Genomic DNA, 17,901 nt, shown 5'->3' with positions numbered 1-17,901 from the left:
GACGCGGCGGTCGTGACCGACCGCCGCACACGGCATCCCGACCCGCGGCAGCGCCGGAAAACCGCCGGTCCGACCCGGGTGGGCGGTGTTGATTGTGTCGATATCGCACGACGATCCCCTGAAGACTTGCTGACGGCGTGCGGTGGCGACCGCACCGTGATCGTGCCGGCCCGGCCAAGGCCGGTCCCGTCACGAGCAAAATCCTGGCAGCACTGAGGATTTCGAGCAACCGATTCCGTGAAATTCGATTCGGTTAATTCCGAGTAAGAAAACTGGTCGGTCTAAGACTTCCGGCAATTGCCTGGCCACCACGCCGCCGGGGCGGCGCGGTGGCGTCAAGACCGGTTGGCGCTCCTGAGCATTCAGCCCACCGGGGCCGGTTCGCCCGGCATGCCCTCCAGAGTGAGGCCGCCCTCGATGGTGTTGGGGACGCGGCGGCGGTTGGGGGAGCCCAGCGCCGTGGTCAGGTCGCCGCCGTCGTGTTCGGCCAGCAGTTCGCCGCTGTCCCAGACCAGCAGCGTGGCGCTGACGGTGTTCTCGGCGGTCGAGTGCGCCAGGTCGTAGTGTGCGCAGCCGGGGACGTGGCCGTAGGTGATCCACAGGTCGTAGCCGGTCATGAACAGATCGAGGTCGAATTGCACACTCAGGCCGAGCAATTCGCTACGGCCGTTGTCGTCGACGCCCGCGAACGCCTCGTCCAGCGCCAGCAGACGGGGAGCCTGCGGATCGGCGGAGTCGAGCATCACGTGCGCGGCCGCGAACAGCGGCAGGTGCAGCGAGACCGACTGCTCGCCACCGGAGAGCGCGCTGTGCCGGGCCACGGTCAGCTTGTCCTCGCTGCCGTCGCCGTTGATCAGGGTGAACGAGAACACCCGCCAGGTGCGGTAATCGAGGGTGGCGCCGAGGATCTCGGGGTAGGACCGCTCCGGGTGGGCGGTGCGGGCCGCGCGGATCTCCGCGGCGAAATGGGCGCGCACGGCGCCCAGATCCTCCGGGCTCAGCGCCGCGGTGTCCCGGTCGAGCAGTTTGCACATGGCGCGGGCGGCCTCGGACAGGCCGTCGGCCAGGATCCAGTGCACGCCGATGGTGTTGCCCGACGACATCCGGCGCTGCTTCATCTCCGCGCCCATGCGGGTGATGAGTTCGCGGGCGTCGCTGGTGCGTTCGTGGATCTGCTGGGCCAGGCCGGTCAGCAGCGCGTCCTCCAGGATGCGGCGCTCGGCGTCGGTGAGCAGCAGTTCCTGATCGCGGCGCGCGGCGTCGATCCGAGCCGCGAAATCGGCGAGCGCGGCCTGACCGTTCTCGTCGTGCACGGCGACCACGGTCAGGCCGTCGGCGGCATCCCAGTGCAGTCGATAGTCGCGGCCCGACGCGGTGAGCGCGGCATCGAACTCCTGCAGCGCGCTGGTCACCGCCGACCGGGTGGACTTGCGCCCGGCTTCGGTGGCTCGCACCTGGGTGGTGGCGGTGTCGAGGTCGGCGAACAGGGCGGCCACCTCCTCGGGCAGCACGACCGGGTCGGTCTCCGGTCCGGCGGCGAGGATCCGGTACTGCAACTGCTCCGGGGTCGACCACGCGGCATCGGTGCTCGGCCAGCGGTGCTCGACCGAGGCACCGAGCAGACTGAGCAGGTCAGGCCGGGCGTAGGGCGCCAGCGACCGCACCTCCGCCAGCACCTCGGTGAGCGCGGTGGCCAGTGCCTCGTTGGCGGTGCGGTAGGCGGCCTCGGCGTCGCCGACCGCCTCGATCGCGGCATTGGCGGCCTTGCGCGCGGCTCGCTGCTCGGCCTTGGCCGCCTCGATCGCGGCGCGGGCGGCCTCGAGGTCGCGGTCGATGTCGGCGGCGCCGGCGCCCAGCGCTTCCCGCAGGGTCTCGAGCTTGCGCTGCTGTTCGGTGAACCCGAGCCGGGCGGCCTCGGCCTCCTCGGCGAAGGCCTCGGCCAGCGCTCGCGCCTCGTCGTGCCGGTCGGCGCCCTCGCGTTCGCGTTCACGTTCGCGCTCGTGTTCGGCGCGCAGCCGCAGCAGCCCGGTGCCGGTGTTCTCGAAGTGCCGGATCGCGGCGGCGAGCGCGTCGAGTTCGCGGGCCTCGGTCGGCGTGCGATGCGCCTGCGCGGTGGCTCGCAGCTTCTTGTCCATCGCGGTGGCCTCGCCGACCGCCTGGTCCAGATCGCGTTCGGTCTGGGTGACGGCCTCCGATCGCGACCGCATGAGACCGGCCGTCTCCGCGACCGCGCGCAGCGCGGCGGTGATCGCGGACGGGCGGGGCAGGGACTTCGTCGCGGCGCTGAGGGTCGCCAATTCGGCGGTGGCCGTGGCCTCGTCGGCCTTCGCCGCCTCGGCTTCGGCGGCAGCGGCCTCGATCGCCGCGTCGAGTTCGGCCTGGCGCAGTTCCCGGCGGCGGGCGCGCGCGGTCGCGCCGAGGAACTCGGCGTCGGGCTTGGTGTGGCGTCCGACGTGCAGGCCGTGCCGGAAGATGCCGGCAGTGCCGACGACGACGGGATCGCCCGCGCCCGCCGGGAGGCGGAGCACTCCAGCGGCAGTCGTTCCGGCCACCCTCGGTTCGGTGCCCGCCGCGTCGGCGGCGGGTGCTTCGTCGAGTGCGATCGAGGCCAGCACCTCGGCGACGATGCTCGTCGGGATCGCCAGATCGTCGGAGCCGTCCTCGACGACAAGGACGTCGGCGAGGGTGCGACCGGCCGGGCGATCGGCGGCGGGCAGCGGGAGCAGATAGCGGACCCCGTCGACATCGGGGACGCGGGCCGGGTCACAGATCCAGGCGTCGAGGAGCCCGGTCGCCTGGAGAGCGGCCTCGATACCCGCGGCTTCGGCCGGGGCCACCGCGTCCGCGAACCGGACCGAGCGCCAGAAGGGCACGCCGGGAAGGTCTGTCGGCTCGCGGGGGTCGGTCGGGTGCGGCGGCGGCGCGTCGTCGCGTTCGGCGGCCACCTTGTCGCGCTCGGCGACCAGCGTTTCCCGGCGTGCGGCCGCGGCCGCCGCCCGCGCCTTGGCTTCCTGCCGTCGGGTGCGGATCTGGTCCTGCAAGGGCTCGCAATACTCGGCCAGCACCTCGTGCACGGACGGGGCGTCCTCCGTGCCCGCCGCGGCGAGGGCCGAGGTCAAGGCATCGAAAAGCCCAGGGCGCTCCGCATCGGCGCTGCGCGGAATGCCGCCGGAACCGAGGTCGGTGTCGTGACCGGTCGGCAGCGTGCCCGCGGCGATCGGCGCCAGCACCGCCGCGTTGGTCTGCCACCAGGTGCGCAGGGCGGCAGCCGATTCGGTCCTGGCCAGCGTGACGGCGGCTTCGGCGTGGGCCACCTCGGCGGCCGCGGCGTCGCGCAGTTCCACGGCGCGTTCGGCCAGGCGCTGGGCGCGGGTGCGATCGGCGGCCAGGGCTTCCCAGCGGCTCAACGCCTTGCGCACCGCGCGGACGTCGGCGTCGCGTTCCTCGGCGTGGCCGCGCACGGCGGCGGTGATCTGATCACCGCGGCCGTCGGCACCTGGCGTGGTCCACTCGATGCCGGCCTCCTCGGCCGCGGCACGCAGGGCGTCCTCGCCGCGGACCAGCGCGGCGGCGGCGGTGCGCACGGCCTCGGCGGCGCGCTCGGCTTCCTCGGCGCGGCGCTGCAGGGTCTGGCCGGCCTCGGCGGCCTTGTCGCGGTGCACGGCGGCGGAGGTCTCGAGCCTGCGGACAGCGTCGGCGAGGTCGTCGAGCTGCTGTTTGCCCTCGTAGGCGCTCGAGCGCTGCAGGTTCTCGCGGTCGGCGATGGCCTGTTCGTAGGCGCGGTCGGCCTCCTCGGCCCTGGCCTCGGCGGCGGTGCGGTCGGCCTCGCGCCGGGTGCGCAGGGCAGTGGCCGCGAACAGGGCGGTCGAGGCGTTGGTGACCGCGTCGAGGCGGGCACGCACCTGGTCGACATCGGTCTTGGCCTGCACGGCGAGGTATTTGCGGTACACGTCGACGAAGCGGCGCGTCGCGGTGTCGGCTTGGACGAGCCCGTCCAGGGTGCGCCCGACCTCCTCCATATCGCTGAAGGACCGGGCCGCGTCCAGGATCAGCTGCTCGTCGAGCGGGCGCAGGCCGTCGGTGAGTGCCTGCGACAGGCCGCGGGGGTCGAGGTTCTTGGCCAGCTGCGGTCGGCGCAGCGTGAGGATCAGATTGATCAGCTGGTCGTAGCGCTGCACTCCGAGCCCGAACATGCGGGCGTCGATGGCGGCCCGGTACTCCACCGGCCGGTCGACGATGGCGTCACTGCCGATCTGCTCGGCGAGCTGCTTGCGGGTCAGCGGCCGGTCGTCGGGGCCGATCAAGGAGAAGTCGACGCCCGCGCGCCCGTCGGCGACGAAATACCAGCGGGTGACCTTGTCCGAGGACCGGGTGGCGCGCATGCCGATGCCGACCGTGACGACCTCCGGGTCCTCCCAGCTGCCGCGCGCGAACTCCATCCAGACATACGAGTAGGCCGATTCCTGCTTGCGATAGAGCAGATTCGACTTCATGGTGCGCTCTTCGCCGGCGAACGGATTGAGCCTGCGCGGCTCGATCCGTCCGTCGAGCACGAACGGGAACAGCACCTCCAGGGCCTTGGTCTTGCCCGATCCGTTCGGACCGCGCAGCACGAGCCTGCCGTCGGCGAAACAGAACTCCTGGTCGCGGTAGTCCCAGAGGTTGACGATGCCCGCGCGGGTCGGGACGAAACGCACTCCGCCGTGAATGAGCGACATCTGCTCAGTTCCCTCCCGTTCCGGTGCTGCTGCCGTCGGTGTCGGCGGCGGTGACGAACAATTCCTCGGCCTGGCGGACCCGCACGGTGACCACCGCGCCCCGATACCTGGCCAGCGCGGGCAGGATCAGCAGCCCGCCCTCGACCGGCCGCACCAGCCGAAGCTTGGTGAGCAGCGCGACGACCTCGGCGGTGAGCCCGCCGACATCGGCCTGCCACTGCGCGGCGAAGGTGGCGCCGTAGCGGTCGGTCAGCGCGGTGACCGTGCCGCGCACCCAGACGTCGTCGAGGAACGGATAGGTGAGCGGCTCGGTGTCGGCGAGTTCGTCGTCGACGGAATCCGCAGGCGGGTCCGGTGTTTCGGGATCCTCGGCGAGCGGGGCGAACACGCCCGCCGCGGGGATGGCCGCGTCGAGCTGGTCGAGCAGCGCGTCCTCGGTGGTCGGCGCGGGATGGCGCGCGACCGGGTCGTCGATGTCGAGGACGATGTCGGCGATCTCGCCGATGAGCAGCAGCGCCACCTGCGCGAGCGTGCCGGTGCCGGGGAAGCGGGTGTCGGAGAGCCTGCCCGAGGTGTCGATGAGCGCGACCCCTTCGGCGCGCCGCTCGGCGCGCAGGCCGGTGCAGTACTCGACCTCGTCGACCACGCGGTCCTGGCCGAGCAGGGCGCGCTCGGCGGGGGAGAGGTCTTCGAGGTATACGACCGGACGTTCCACCAGCGCGCGGCGCACCCGGCGGGCCTGTTCGGCGGGCGCGTGCTCGGTGTCCTCGGCCAGCAGACCCCGCACGCTGTGCAGATGCTGCAGCGCGCGCGGCGGCCGGAACAGCGCGAACACCACCGGCCGGTCGATGTCGTAGAGGGCCTCGCCCGCCTCCGGGTCGCTGGCCCAGCCGCCCGCGTCACCGTCGGCCAGGGTGAGCGCGCCCCTGGCGCCGAGCCAGCCGACCGCGTCGACGAACGCGTCCCGATCGGCGGCCCGCTCGGTGGACAGCTCGAGGCCGTCGATCCGGCTCGCGTAATCGGCCACGTGTTCGGCCAATTCCGACAGCGTGATCTGGTCGCCCGCGCGGCCGAGCGCGGCCAGGGCCAAGGAGAGATAGGCGTAGCGGCGGCGGTCGAAGACGCGGTCGTTGACGCTGCGCGCGGGCAGGGTGTCGTCGAGCCGGTCGTGCACCGGATACAGCCGAGCCGTGGTCTCGGTGACCTCGAGGCGGTAGCCGAACAGTTCGGCGAGGTCCTCGCGCAGTTCGGTGGCCCAGCGCCGGATCAGCGGCAGCGCGATCCGGTCGGGATAGACCCGGGTGACCAGGTGGTTGGCGAGCATGACGCGGGCGGCGCGCTGGTAGCTGTCCAGGGCGAGGGCGTCGATGCGGCGGTGCGGTCTCATCGTGGCGTCCCCCGTCGCGTGGTCGCGGTGACCTCGAGGCGGCGGTTGTTCAGGTGCAGCAGGCCCGCCGCGGTGCGGATGACGGTCGACCCGTCGCACGGCCGCACCGTCAGTGTCACGCCGTTGTCGGAACCCGTTGTGCCGTCGACCTTTCCGCTGACCGGCACCCACGCTGTCGACGCGGCGTCGAGCAGGCGCAGCAACACCTCGGTCTCGCGCTGGTCCAGGACCCGTTCGTGCACGGCGCCGGTGGCCAGGGAGGCCGCGGCCGCGGCCCGCTCGCGCTGGGCCGCCAGCTGGGCCTCGCGCAACCTGCGGATGCCCGCGTCGTTGCGCGCGATCCGGGCCGGCGCGCCCGCGGTCGGCGCGCGACCGGTCTCGGCGAGGGTCCGTGAGATCTCCAACGGCGGTGCCTCCCACCAGGACCGGCCCGGCGGGATCACCTCGGCGTCGGGATGCTCGAGCGCCAGGTGCCGGGGCCTGCCCAGGCCGAACACCGCGTCGTAGAGCGCGTGCGCGCTGCCCGTGGTGGGGGTGTCGACGAACCAGGCGGCCAGATGCCGCAGCGCCGATTCCCGGCTGACCCCGCCGCGGCGGGTCTCGGTGACCCGGCGCAGCAGCGACAGCACCGCGGCGATCGCGCTCATCGTCGCCTCGCGCAGCCGGTCGGCCTCACACGACTCGTTCGCCTCGCCGCCGCCCGCCGCCACGAACCAGGTGCGCAGGCCGTCCCAGCGCGAGCGCCAGTCGGCCTCGCGTTCGGCCGGGCTCAGCAGCACCCGCTCGTCGCAGCTCGCCGCGCGGCCGATCAGCTGCTCGACGCCGGTGGCCTCCACCTCGCCGATCGCGGCCGCCAGCCGGGGGGCGAACCGGGCCAGGTCCATGCTGAACTCGCGCATGTGCGCCAGCAGCGCGTCCTTGTGCGCGAGAAAGGATTCCGGGGTGATCTCGGTCGTGCGCACCAGATCGCCCAGCGACAGGTAGAAGTGCGCCGCGCGCGCGGCCATGTCGGTGAGCGCGGCGTCGAGCCTGCGCAGCGTGGTGTAGACCCGCTCGGCGTCGCCGTCGCGATTGGCCGCGGCCAGGGTACGCAGGTCGGTGAGCAGTTCGGGCAGCACCAGGCGTGACAGCGACGCGTCGTCCATCCGGGCCGTCAGCACGCCGGCCACCGCCCGGTACGCCTGGAAGCCCGCCTGCGCGAACTGGTAGACGTAGTGCCGGTTGCGGTACTCGGCCAGAGTGGCCGCGCGGGTGCCGTCGTAGCTGCGCTCCAGCACGCCCCAGCGGTGCAGCTGCTCGAGCAGCGGACCGATCTCGACCGCGGGCAGCGGCACGCCCGCGGGCCCGGCCTGCCCGCCGGTCTCGGCTCTGGCGATCCACTCGGCGACGTCGTCGGCGTGCAGCAGCACCACGTAGGCGGCGCGGGCACTGTCGAAGGCGCGCAGCACCCGCAGGTAGTCGGCGCGCTTCTCCGCGGTCGCGAACGAGAACAACCGCAGCCGCTCGTCCCACAGGGCGGGTACGGCGCTGGGCAGGCCGTCGGCGAGGTCGGTCACCGTAGACAGATTAGTGGTGGCCGCCGCGCGCCCCGGGGGACCCGCCCCGGATCGGCGTGCCCCCGCCGTCTGGTAAGCCCCGCTCACCCGACGTTGAGCGAGCGCAGCTGCTCGAGGAACGACCGGGTGCGCGGATCTCCCGGATAGCGTTCGATGATCTCCCTGGCCGCCTCGCCGGCGATCCAGGCCAGCGACGGCAGCGAGCGGCGACCCGCCGTGAACGCCGCGACGCCCTCCTCGACCGCGCGCTCGAGATCGCGGTCGCGCACGGCGACCACGGCCAGCGTCAGCCGGGCCTCCGAGACCCGCATCGGGTTGCGGACCGAACCGTCGGGCCTGGTCGAATCGCTGATCACCTGCTGGGCGTAGCGTTCGGCCAGCCGGTCCTGGCCCGCGACCCGGCAGCAGTCCATCGCGTAGAAGTCGAACTTGGTCGCGTCGACGACGAAGTGGTTGTGCAGATCGGCCGGATGACCCATCCGCGACAGGATCGCCCTGCCCTCGTCGAGCGCGGTCTGCACCGCCCGGCGATCACCGAGGCGGGCCCAGCCCTTGGCCCGTTGGGCGGCCAGCTGCACCCCGACACCCATCGAGGCGGTGCCCGGCATGGCCTTCTCCGAGACGTCGATCGCGCCCCGGAAATTGCCCTGGGTGAGCGCGAACCAGGCCGACATCTCGGCGGCCCACGCCGAGATCTCGACGTTGCCCGCCTCGCGGCCCAGCGAATCCGCGGCCCGCCGGGTGGCCTCGGCGCCGGCCCGGTGTCCGAGGTCGTAATCGACGCAACCGACCAGCAACGCCACCCAGCCCGCCAGCACGAGGATCTCCCGATGCTGGCTCAGGGTGAGCCTGCCGTCGAGCAGCGAGGTGATCCGGCGCAGCCACGCGGTGCCCTCGGCGTGCAGCTCGTGCGGGTCGGCGTAGGCGTACTCGCAGCACAGCCGTTCGGCGGTGATCCGCACCGCGTCCAGGGTGGCGCTGTTGACGTCGGACATCCGGAGTCTGCCGATGAACTCGAGCGTGTCCATACCGGTCGCCGATAACAGCTCGTCATCGCGGTTGGGCCGGGACTTGGGGAAGAACGCGGCGGGGACGGTGTCGAACGCGGCCGCGATGATCGGCGCGTAGAACTCGTCGGGGCGCGATTCCCCGGACTCCCAGCGCCGCCAGTTGCGCAGCAGGGTACTGTCCGTCGGCAGGTTGTGGGAGGACTTGGCACGCATCGCGCGGACGGCATCGGCTTGCGACCATCCCCTCGCGTCACGTTCCGAACGCATCCGAACAGCCCAGACGGGTCGATCATCAGTTGCGGTCACGGCGGTAGTATCCCACCAGTTAACGTTCGGCGTCCCGAATAGGGCATGTAGATGTCATCGGCTTGACATCTGCTGCGCGGGGCCGCGAATACGCATGCTGTAAGTAGGTGCTCGTCGCCGACCCCGGCGGACACCCGCTTTGCAGGAGAGCTTGCAGGGCAACGCAGTACCCCCGCGCGGCGCACGGCGTGGCGCGGGGGGATCCGACAACAGAACAGCGATCCCAATCCAACGGAGGTTCGGGTGGAAGCGTTGATCTATGGATACTTGCGGGACGACCTGGCCGAAGGCCGGAGCGACCAATTGGAGGATGCGCTACGCAGCCTCGCGCGCACCGCGGGGATGTGCTTCGCCGCGACGTTCCATGAATCGACCGCGGGTGACGGTGCGGCGTTCGCCGAACTCACTCAGGAATTGAAGCGGGCCGACGCCCACCACGTGGTGGTGCCGTCACTCGATCACCTTGCCGGCCAGACGATCCCGCGTGACCTGCTGATCGCGAAGCTGGCGCACGAGGCGGCCGCCCAGGTACTGACCCTGGAGCGCTAGCCGTGGCCAGTTCCGCCGGCACAGAACCACCATCCTGGTAGCGGCCGCACCGGCCGCGAGCGAGGCGAACAATGCGAGCAGTCGATGGTCGCCGAACGCCGGGTACACCTGCCAGTGCAGCAGGTACGCGAACAACGAGCTGTCGGCCACCGCCACCGCCACCACGGCGAGGACGGCGGGCACGCGCAGCGCGGGCAGCCAGACCAGCAGCAGGATGCCCGCCATCACCAGGCGTTCCCGATCGGTGACGCCGAAATACCCCGGCACACTTGCCAGCAGCACGGCGCTGACGATCAGCCGCTGCCAGACTGCCGTCGCCTTCGCTCCGGCCCAGCCGAGAACGAAGTACCAACAGGCCAGCGGTGACAACGGGATATCGCGCTCGGGATAGAGCCCGAACGCATGCCAGCGCACCACCAGGGCGAGCCCGAGCAGAGCCAGGGCGAACCAGAACGGCCCCCGCCGCTCCCAGCGGTCCAGCCACGGGATCCGCAGCAGCAGCGCGGCGACGACCGTGCAGTAGACCAGCACCTCCAGGAACCACAGATGCCCCGCCGTGTCGTTGCGCGGGCCGAGGATCTTGTTGAGCAGCACCACATTCTGCCAGCTGTAATAGCCGGGCTGCAACACCATCGTGATCAACACCCACAGCGCCGTCGGCACCGCGATCATCGCCACCGACCGCGCGGTCTGCCGGAGACGCTGGGCCGGGGGAGCCGCACTCACCGCGAACCGCGCGAAGTTGTATCCGGCCACCGCCAGCAGCACGTGCGCCGCACCCCAGATCTCGAACAGCTGGATGTGCGAGCCGAGCACGAGCACGATGCCGATGGCGCGCAGCGCCGTCGCGGTGTCCAGGGCTCGCCCGACACCGCCCCGGCCGCGCGGTGCTCGCTCCAACCGGTCGATCGAGAGCTGCGGCCAGTCGGCGGGCAGCTTGCCGATGACCCGTTCCAGCCGGGCCGCGGTGGTGACGTAACTGAGCGAATCACCGCCCAGCTCCACGAAGCTGTGTGCACGCGAGATCTTCTCGACCGGCAGGGCCAGCGCGTCGGCGTAGATGGCGCGCACATCGGCGCCGGTCTCGGGCTCGGCGGGCGCCTGCGCGCGGATCGCCGGGTAGTCGATCTTGCCGGTGGCCAGCCGGGGCAGCTCGTCGACGATCGTCACGGTCACCGCCGCCGCGGGCAGACCCGACGCCCGCGCGATCAGCGCGGCGGGATCACCCCGGCCCGTCCCGGTCACCGCGGCGATCAGCCGGGCGCCGTCGTCGGTGCAGGCCGCGCCGAAACCGGCGGCGGCGAGCTCGGATTCGATCCGGCCCAGATCGATGCGCAGCCCGAACAGCTTCGCGAAGCGGCTGCGCCTGCCGATCACCTGGTACAGGCCGTCGGCGGTGCGCCGGGCGAGGTCACCGGTGCGCAGCGCCGCGACGGTGCGGCCCAGCGCGAGATCGGCGGGGCGGGTCGCGTAGCCGAGCATCACGTTGGCACCGTGGTACACCAGTTCCTCGGCGGCGCCGTCGTCGACCGGTTCGAGCGTGAAATGTCCACCGGGTACGGGTATCCCGATGCAGTCCGGGTGCTCGGTCGCGAGTTCCGGTGGCAGATACGCCATCCGGGCCGTCGCCTCGGTCTGGCCGTACATCACGAAGAATCGCCAGCCCGCCGCCGCGCCGAGCCGCGCGTAGGCCCGCACCCGCGCGGGCTCGAGCCGGCCACCCGCCTGCGTCACGTACCGCAGATCGGGCAGTGACATCTCGGCGAAGCCGACCCGGTCCAGCAGGTCCACGGTGTAGGGGACCGCGGCGAACGACGTCGCCCGGTGCGCGCGGAACTCGTCCCAGAACTCGGGATCGCTCACCGACCGGTCGGTGAGCAGCAGGCTCGCCCCGCGCAGCAGATGGCTGTGCACCACCGACAGGCCGTAGCAGTAGAACAGTGGCAGCGTGGTCGCCGCGCGATCGTGCGGCCCGATCTCGAGATAGCGGGCGATCGAGTCGGCGTTGGCGAGCAGGTTCGCGGCCGAGAGCCGGACCAGCTTCGGCGAGCCGGTCGAGCCGGACGTGCTCAACAGCAGGGCGAGCTCCGGGTGCAGCTCGTGCGCCGGGTCCGCGCGCTCGGCGACGATCCGTCCGCCCTCGACGACGACGTCGGGATCGTAGGTTGCGGCGAGTTCACCGGAGAGCTCGCCGGTCAGCAGCACCACGCAGCCCGCGTCGAGCGCGCCCAGGTAGGCGACGAGGGAGTCGATGTCGTTGGCCGCGGTCAGCGCGACGAGTCGGCGCGCCGGGCCCAGCCGTGCCGAGAACTCCGCGACGCGGTCGGCGAGCTGGGCATAGGTGACGCGGCACAGGGTGTCGGCGGGCACGGTCGGGTGCCGGTGCAGCACCGCGATCCGGTCGTCGAATCCCCGGAGATGAGCGACGATCGGGTGGTTCGGCACGCGAAAAAGTCTAGGGGGCGTGCCGTCGATATCCGGGAGGTGGTCGCGTGGCGAATTCCCGGTGAACGCGGGTCAGAGCCCGAAACTGCCCGGACCGCGCCTGCGCAGGTACTTCTCGAACTCCGCGGCGATGGCGTCACCGTCGATCTTGGCCATCGTCTCGTTGAGGTCGAGCGCCGCGTCGCCACGCTCCTCGAGCGAGCGCACGTACTCGTTGATCTCCTCGTCGCCGACGGTCATCTCGTTGACCGCGGCCTCCCACTCCTCGGCCTGTGTGGGCAGCTCACCGAGCGGAACCTCGATGTCGAGGACGTCCTCGACCCGGTGCAGCAGCGCGATGGTGGCCTTCGGGTTCGGCGGCTGCGACACGTAGTGCGGCACCGCCGCCCAGAACGACACCGCAGGCACCCCGGCCTTGACACACATGTCCTGCAGCACCCCGGTGATCCCGGTCGGGCCCTCGTAGCGGGTCTGCTCCAGGGCGAACCGCTCGGCGGCCTCGGGGCTGTAGGCCGAGCCGGTCACCGGCACCGGACGTGTGTGCGGCGTGTCGGCGAGCAACGCGCCGAGGATGACGACCGTCTCCACACCGAGCTGCTCGATGAACTCGAGCAGGTCGTTGCAGAAGCTGCGCCAGCGCATGTTGGGTTCGATCCCGCGCAGCAGGACGACATCGCGATCGCTCCCGGGGGGCGAGCACACCGACAACATGGTCGAGGGCCACTGGATCTCCCTGGTCACCCCGTCCACCTGGCGCACCGTCGGGCGGTTCACCTGGTAGTCGTAGTAGTCCTCGGAATCGAGTTCGGCGAGCGGCTCGGCGTCCCAGATCAACTCCAGATGTTCGACCGCGCCACTGGCGGCGTCACCGGCGTCGTTCCAGCCCTCGAAGGCCGCGACCAGCACGGGATTGCGCAACGTCGGCAGTTCCGTCTCGGGGGTTTCACTGGCATCCACCCGGTCAGCCTAGTGTCTTCGGCGAATTGTTTTGCGGTGACCGGCGCTGTTGCGTGTTTCCCGTGCGGGCTGTGTCCGGCGCCACTCGAATCACCCGCAGTGGTCTTATGCGTCGGGGCCGCCCATTAGTCTTGAATCATGTCTGCGTCCTTGCCCACCGGGTTCGATACCACGCTCCTCGATACGCTCCGACGGCGTGTCGTCATCGGCGACGGTGCGATGGGCACGATGTTGCAGGCCGCGGATCTGTCGCTCGACGATTTCCGTGGCCTCGAAGGATGCAACGAGATCCTCAACGACACCCGCCCCGACGTGCTGCGCGCGATCCACCGCGCGTACTTCGAAGCCGGCGCGGATGCGGTGGAGACCAACACCTTCGGCTGCAACCTGCCCAACCTGGCCGACTACGACATCGCCGACCGGATCCGCGATCTGTCCGAGCGCGGCACCCGGCTGGCCCGTGAGGTCGCCGACGAGATGGGCCCGTCCGCCGACGGCACCCCGCGCTATGTGCTGGGCTCGATGGGACCGGGCACCAAGCTGCCGACGCTGGGGCACGCGCCGTTCGTCTCGCTGCGCGACGCCTACACCGAGGCCGCCCTGGGTATGCTCGACGGCGGCGCCGACGCCATCCTCATCGAGACCTGCCAGGACCTGCTGCAGGTCAAGGCCGCGATCACCGGCAGCAGGCGGGCCATGGCGGCCGCGGGCCGCCGGATCCCGATCATCACCCACGTCACCGTGGAGACCACCGGCACCATGCTGGTCGGCAGCGAGATCGGCGCCGCGCTGACCGCGCTCGAACCGCTCGGCATCGACATGATCGGCCTGAACTGCGCGACCGGCCCCGACGAGATGAGCGAGCACCTGCGCCACCTGTCGCGACACGCGCAGATACCCGTCTCGGTGATGCCGAACGCGGGTCTGCCGGTGCTCGGCGCGAACGGCGCGGAGTACCCGCTGACCCCGGAGGAGCTGGCGGTCGCGATGAGCGGCTTCGTCTCCGAGTTCGGGCTCTCGCTGGTGGGTGGCTGCTGTGGCACCACCCCCGAGCACATCCGCCAGGTCGCCGAGGCGGTGCGCGCGGTCGAGACCACGCTGCCGCCGATCGAGGCGCGCCGCACGCCCGCCCACGAGCCTGCCGTGTCGAGCATGTACACCGCGGTCCCGTTCGAGCAGGACGCCTCGATCCTGATGATCGGTGAGCGCACGAATGCCAACGGCTCCAAGGCCTTCCGGGACGCGATGCTGGCCGAGGATTGGCAGCGCTGCCTCGAGATCGCCAAGGACCAGACCCGCGACGGCGCGCACATGCTCGACCTGTGCGTCGACTACGTCGGCCGCGACGGCACCAAGGACATGAACGAGCTCGCTTCGCGCCTGGCCACGTCCTCGACCCTGCCGATCATGCTCGACTCCACCGAACCGCCGGTGCTGCAGGCCGGTCTCGAGCACCTGGGTGGCCGCTGCGCGGTGAACTCGGTGAACTACGAGGACGGCGCCGGCCCGGATTCGCGCTTCCAGCAGATCATGCGGCTGGTCTCCGAGCACGGTGCCGCCGTGGTCGCGCTGACCATCGACGAGGAGGGCCAGGCCCGCACCGCCGAGACCAAGGTGGCGATCGCCGAGCGGTTGATCTCCGACATCACGACCAACTGGGGTCTGCTGGAGTCCGACATCATCGTCGACACCCTGACCTTCACCCTCGGCACCGGCCAGGAGGAGTCGCGCAAGGACGGCCTCGAGACCATCGAGGCGATCCGTGAGCTCAAGCGCAGGCACCCCCAGGTGCAGACCACCCTCGGCCTGTCCAATATCTCCTTCGGCCTGAACCCGGCCGCCCGGCAGGTGCTGAACTCGGTGTTCATGCACGAATGTGTCGAAGCCGGACTGGATTCGGCGATCGTGCACGCCTCCAAGATCCTGCCGATGAGCCGGATCCCGGACGAGCAGCGCCAGACCGCCCTCGACCTGATCTACGACCGCCGCGGCGAGGACTACGACCCGCTGCAGAAGCTGATGGCACTGTTCGAGGGCGTCTCGACCGCGTCGTCGAAGGCCTCCCGGGCCGAGGAACTGGCCGCGCTGCCGCTGTTCGACCGGCTCGAGCGGCGCATCGTCGACGGCGAGCGCAACGGTCTCGACGTCGACCTCGACGAGGCGATGCAGACCGTGCCGCCGCTGCAGATCATCAACGAGACCCTGCTCTCGGGCATGAAGACGGTCGGCGAGCTGTTCGGCTCCGGCCAGATGCAGCTGCCGTTCGTGCTCCAGTCGGCCGAGGTGATGAAGACCGCGGTGGCGCACCTGGAACCGCACATGGAGGCCACCGACGACTCCGGCAAGGGCCGGATCGTGCTCGCCACCGTGAAGGGCGACGTGCACGACATCGGCAAGAACCTGGTCGACATCATCCTGTCCAACAACGGCTACGAGGTGGTCAACCTCGGCATCAAGCAGCCGATCGCCACCATCCTCGACGCCGCGCAGGACAAGAAGGCCGACGTGATCGGCATGTCCGGGCTGCTGGTGAAGTCGACCGTGGTGATGAAGGAGAACCTCGAGGAACTCAACGCCAAGGGTGTCGCCGAACAGTTCCCGGTGCTGCTCGGCGGCGCCGCGCTGACTCGCGCCTACGTGGAGAACGACCTCACCGCCGTCTACGAGGGCGACGTGCACTACGCCCGCGACGCGTTCGAGGGCCTGCGCCTGATGGACGAGATCATGACCGTCAAGCGCGGTGGTGGCCTCGATCCCGACAGCCCCGAGGCGATCGCCGCCAAGGAGAAGGCCGCCGAGCGCAAGGCCCGCCACGAGCGGTCCAAGCGGATCGCCGCCGAGCGCAAGGCCGCCGAGGTGCCGATCGAGGTGCCCGAGCGCTCCGACGTGGCCGCCGATCTGCCCGTGCCGACCCCGCCGTTCTGGGGCACACGCGTGGTGAAGGGGCTGCCGCTGCAGGAGTATTCGGGCCTGCTCGACGAGCGGGCGCTGTTCCTGGGGCAGTGGGGTCTGCGCGGTCAGCGCAGCGGTGACGGTCCGTCCTACGAGGAGCTGGTGGAGAGCGAGGGCCGCCCGCGGCTGCGGGCCTGGCTCGACCGCCTCGCGACCGAGGGTGTGCTGCAGCACGCCGCGGTGGTCTACGGCTACTTCCCGGCGGTGTCGGAGGGTGACGACGTCATCGTGCTCACCGAGCCCGACGCCGACGCGCCCGAGCGGTACCGGTTCACCTTCCCGCGCCAGCAGCGCGACCGGTTCCTGTGCATCGCCGACTTCATCCGCTCGCGGGAGCGGGCGCGCGAGACCGGCCAGGTCGACGTGCTGCCGTTCCAGCTGGTCACCATGGGCCAGCCGATCGCCGACTTCGCCAACGCGCTGTTCGCGGCCGACAACTACCGCGACTACCTCGAGGTGCACGGAATCGGCGTGCAGCTCACCGAGGCGCTGGCCGAGTACTGGCATCGCCGGGTGCGCGAGGAACTGACGCTGGAGGGCCAGTCGGTCGCCGACGACGATCCCGCCGACATCCAGGACTACTTCAAGCTCGGCTACCGCGGTGCGCGGTACTCCTTCGGCTACGGCGCCTGCCCGGAGCTCGAGGACCGGGCCAAGCTGGTCGATCTGCTCGACGCGGGCCGGGTCGGGGTGACGCTGTCGGAGGAACTGCAGCTGCACCCGGAACAGTCGACCGACGCGTTCGTGCTGCTGCATCCGGAGGCGAAATACTTCAACGCCTGAGACACTGGCAGGCGACGGCAGATCGGACCGGTCCCCGCGGGGCCGGTCCGATGCTGTTGTGCCGGTTGTGAGTCTGATCACGAAGCGGCCGGGAGTCCATGGACCAGGGCCCGCGAGGACGAGGGCAAAGCAGTTCAGCACGTAGGATTTTCGGAAGTTTCATCCCGCTGTGGCGCGGAGGGCTGGACGACTCGGCGGTATTGCAGGAGGGGCACACGTTATGACATCGGATCGGTTGATCGCGGGGCGTTATCGACTCACCGACCCGATCGGCACCGGCGCGATGGGAGTCGTGTGGCGCGCCACCGATGTCCGGCTGCGTCGCACCGTCGCGGTGAAGCAACTGCTGCTCGCGCCGGGGCTCACCGGTTCGCAAGCGCTGGAAGCGAAGCTGCGCGCCATGCGCGAGGGTCGCATCGCCGCCCGCCTGCACCATCCGAACGCCATCACCGTCTTCGACGTCGCCGAGGAAGACGGCCAGCCGTGGCTGGTCATGGAGTACATGAACGCGCCCAGCCTCGCGGCGAAGCTGGCGGGCGGGGCGACGCTGCCGCCGCTCGAGGTGGCCGGGATCGGCGCCCAGGCCGCCGCCGCGCTGTCGGCGGCGCACGACGCCGGGATCATGCACCGCGATGTGAAGCCGGCCAACCTGCTCGTCGGCGACGACGGCACCGTCAAGCTCACCGACTTCGGGATCTCGCACGCCACCGGCGATGTCACCGTCACCGCCACGGGTTTCCTGGCGGGCACGCCCGCCTATCTGGCGCCCGAGATCGCCCGCGGCGACGACCCGAAACCCGCCGCCGACGTCTTCGCGCTGGGCTCGACCCTCTACGCCGCCGTCGAGGGCGCCCCGCCGTTCGGCGAGGGTGACAACCCGCTGGCGGTACTACACGCCGTCGCCAGGGGAGTGGTGCCGGAACCGAAGCAGGCGGGTGCGCTCGGGCCGGTGCTGATGTGGTTGCTGACCGCCTCGGCCGAGCAGCGCCCGACCATGGCCCAGGCGCGCAAGGCGCTCGAAGACGTGGCGGCGGGCCGGGTTCCGGCCCTGCCCGCCACGGCGACGAAGGTGCTCCCGCTGAGTGAGGCGGCCACGACGCTGTTGCCGCAGCCGAGCGCGCCCACCGGCGGCGTGGCGGCGAAGTCCGGCGCGGCGGCGCTGCTGGGCGGTGGCCTGGCGCTGGCCAAGGCGGCCAGGTCGGCGATCACCGGCGGATCGTCCGCCGCGGGAACGGCCG

At 71.2% G+C, this 17,901-nt stretch carries 9 protein-coding genes; 3 read left to right on the top strand and 6 right to left on the bottom strand.

Going from position 1 to position 17,901, the window contains the following annotated elements:
- Nucleotides 1-362: 362 nt before the first annotated feature.
- From ATM97_RS20760 to ATM97_RS20745, 4 genes are all read right to left on the bottom strand, one after another.
- A complete protein-coding gene (locus tag ATM97_RS20760) occupies nt 363-4,718 on the bottom strand; it encodes a TIGR02680 family protein (RefSeq protein WP_218719702.1) in 4,356 nt (1,451 codons plus the stop codon).
- Between the two features lie 4 nt (nt 4,719-4,722).
- Entirely contained in the window at nt 4,723-6,105 is a 1,383-nt protein-coding gene (locus ATM97_RS20755; RefSeq protein WP_218719701.1) for a TIGR02678 family protein, read from the bottom strand.
- A complete protein-coding gene (locus ATM97_RS20750) occupies nt 6,102-7,661 on the bottom strand; it encodes a TIGR02677 family protein (protein WP_374104886.1) in 1,560 nt (519 codons plus the stop codon). The genes ATM97_RS20755 and ATM97_RS20750 overlap by 4 nt, the downstream gene beginning before the upstream one ends.
- A gap of 83 nt (nt 7,662-7,744) precedes the next feature.
- On the bottom strand, nt 7,745-8,884 hold the full coding sequence (locus ATM97_RS20745) for an XRE family transcriptional regulator (protein WP_218719700.1): 1,140 nt from the start codon (nt 8,882-8,884) through the stop codon (nt 7,745-7,747).
- A gap of 336 nt (nt 8,885-9,220) precedes the next feature.
- On the opposite strand from ATM97_RS20745, the gene ATM97_RS20740 reads away from it, so the two are divergent.
- Nucleotides 9,221-9,526, top strand: a complete 306-nt coding sequence (locus ATM97_RS20740; protein ID WP_218719699.1) for a hypothetical protein — start codon at nt 9,221-9,223, stop codon at nt 9,524-9,526.
- On the opposite strand, the gene ATM97_RS20735 is transcribed toward ATM97_RS20740, so the two are convergent.
- Nucleotides 9,428-11,971 (bottom strand): AMP-binding protein, encoded by a 2,544-nt coding sequence (locus tag ATM97_RS20735; protein WP_218719698.1) that lies wholly within the window; start codon nt 11,969-11,971, stop codon nt 9,428-9,430. The two genes, ATM97_RS20740 and ATM97_RS20735, sit on opposite strands and share 99 nt — an antisense overlap.
- Before the next feature lie 72 nt (nt 11,972-12,043).
- Complete coding sequence (locus tag ATM97_RS20730; RefSeq protein ID WP_218719697.1) at nt 12,044-12,928, bottom strand: PAC2 family protein; 885 nt, start codon at nt 12,926-12,928, stop codon at nt 12,044-12,046.
- 138 nt (nt 12,929-13,066) lie between these two features.
- Between ATM97_RS20730 and metH the strand changes: the two genes are divergently transcribed.
- Together metH and ATM97_RS20720 are read left to right on the top strand one after the other, a co-directional pair.
- Nucleotides 13,067-16,663: a methionine synthase gene (gene metH / locus ATM97_RS20725; RefSeq protein ID WP_218719696.1), complete on the top strand. Its 3,597-nt coding sequence runs from the start codon at nt 13,067-13,069 to the stop codon at nt 16,661-16,663.
- Between the two features lie 220 nt (nt 16,664-16,883).
- Nucleotides 16,884-17,901 (top strand): serine/threonine-protein kinase (locus tag ATM97_RS20720; protein WP_255588138.1); only part of this gene is annotated, 1,018 nt, incomplete at its 3' end.

This window comes from Nocardia sp. MH4, from assembly GCF_019266065.1.
Taxonomy (GTDB): Bacteria; Actinomycetota; Actinomycetes; order Mycobacteriales; family Mycobacteriaceae; genus Nocardia; species Nocardia canadensis.
This window is presented reverse-complemented; position numbering and strand designations above follow the sequence as displayed.

Bases quoted from the DNA above. Each gene is read 5' to 3' on its own strand.
- ATM97_RS20760 (WP_218719702.1), bottom strand. From the start codon at position 4,718: ATGTCGCTCATTCACGGCGGAGTGCGTTTCGTCCCGACCCGCGCGGGC.
- ATM97_RS20755 (WP_218719701.1), bottom strand. From the start codon at position 6,105: ATGAGACCGCACCGCCGCATCGACGCCCTCGCCCTGGACAGCTACCAG.
- ATM97_RS20745 (WP_218719700.1), bottom strand. From the start codon at position 8,884: ATGCGTGCCAAGTCCTCCCACAACCTGCCGACGGACAGTACCCTGCTG.
- metH (WP_218719696.1), top strand. From the start codon at position 13,067: ATGTCTGCGTCCTTGCCCACCGGGTTCGATACCACGCTCCTCGATACG.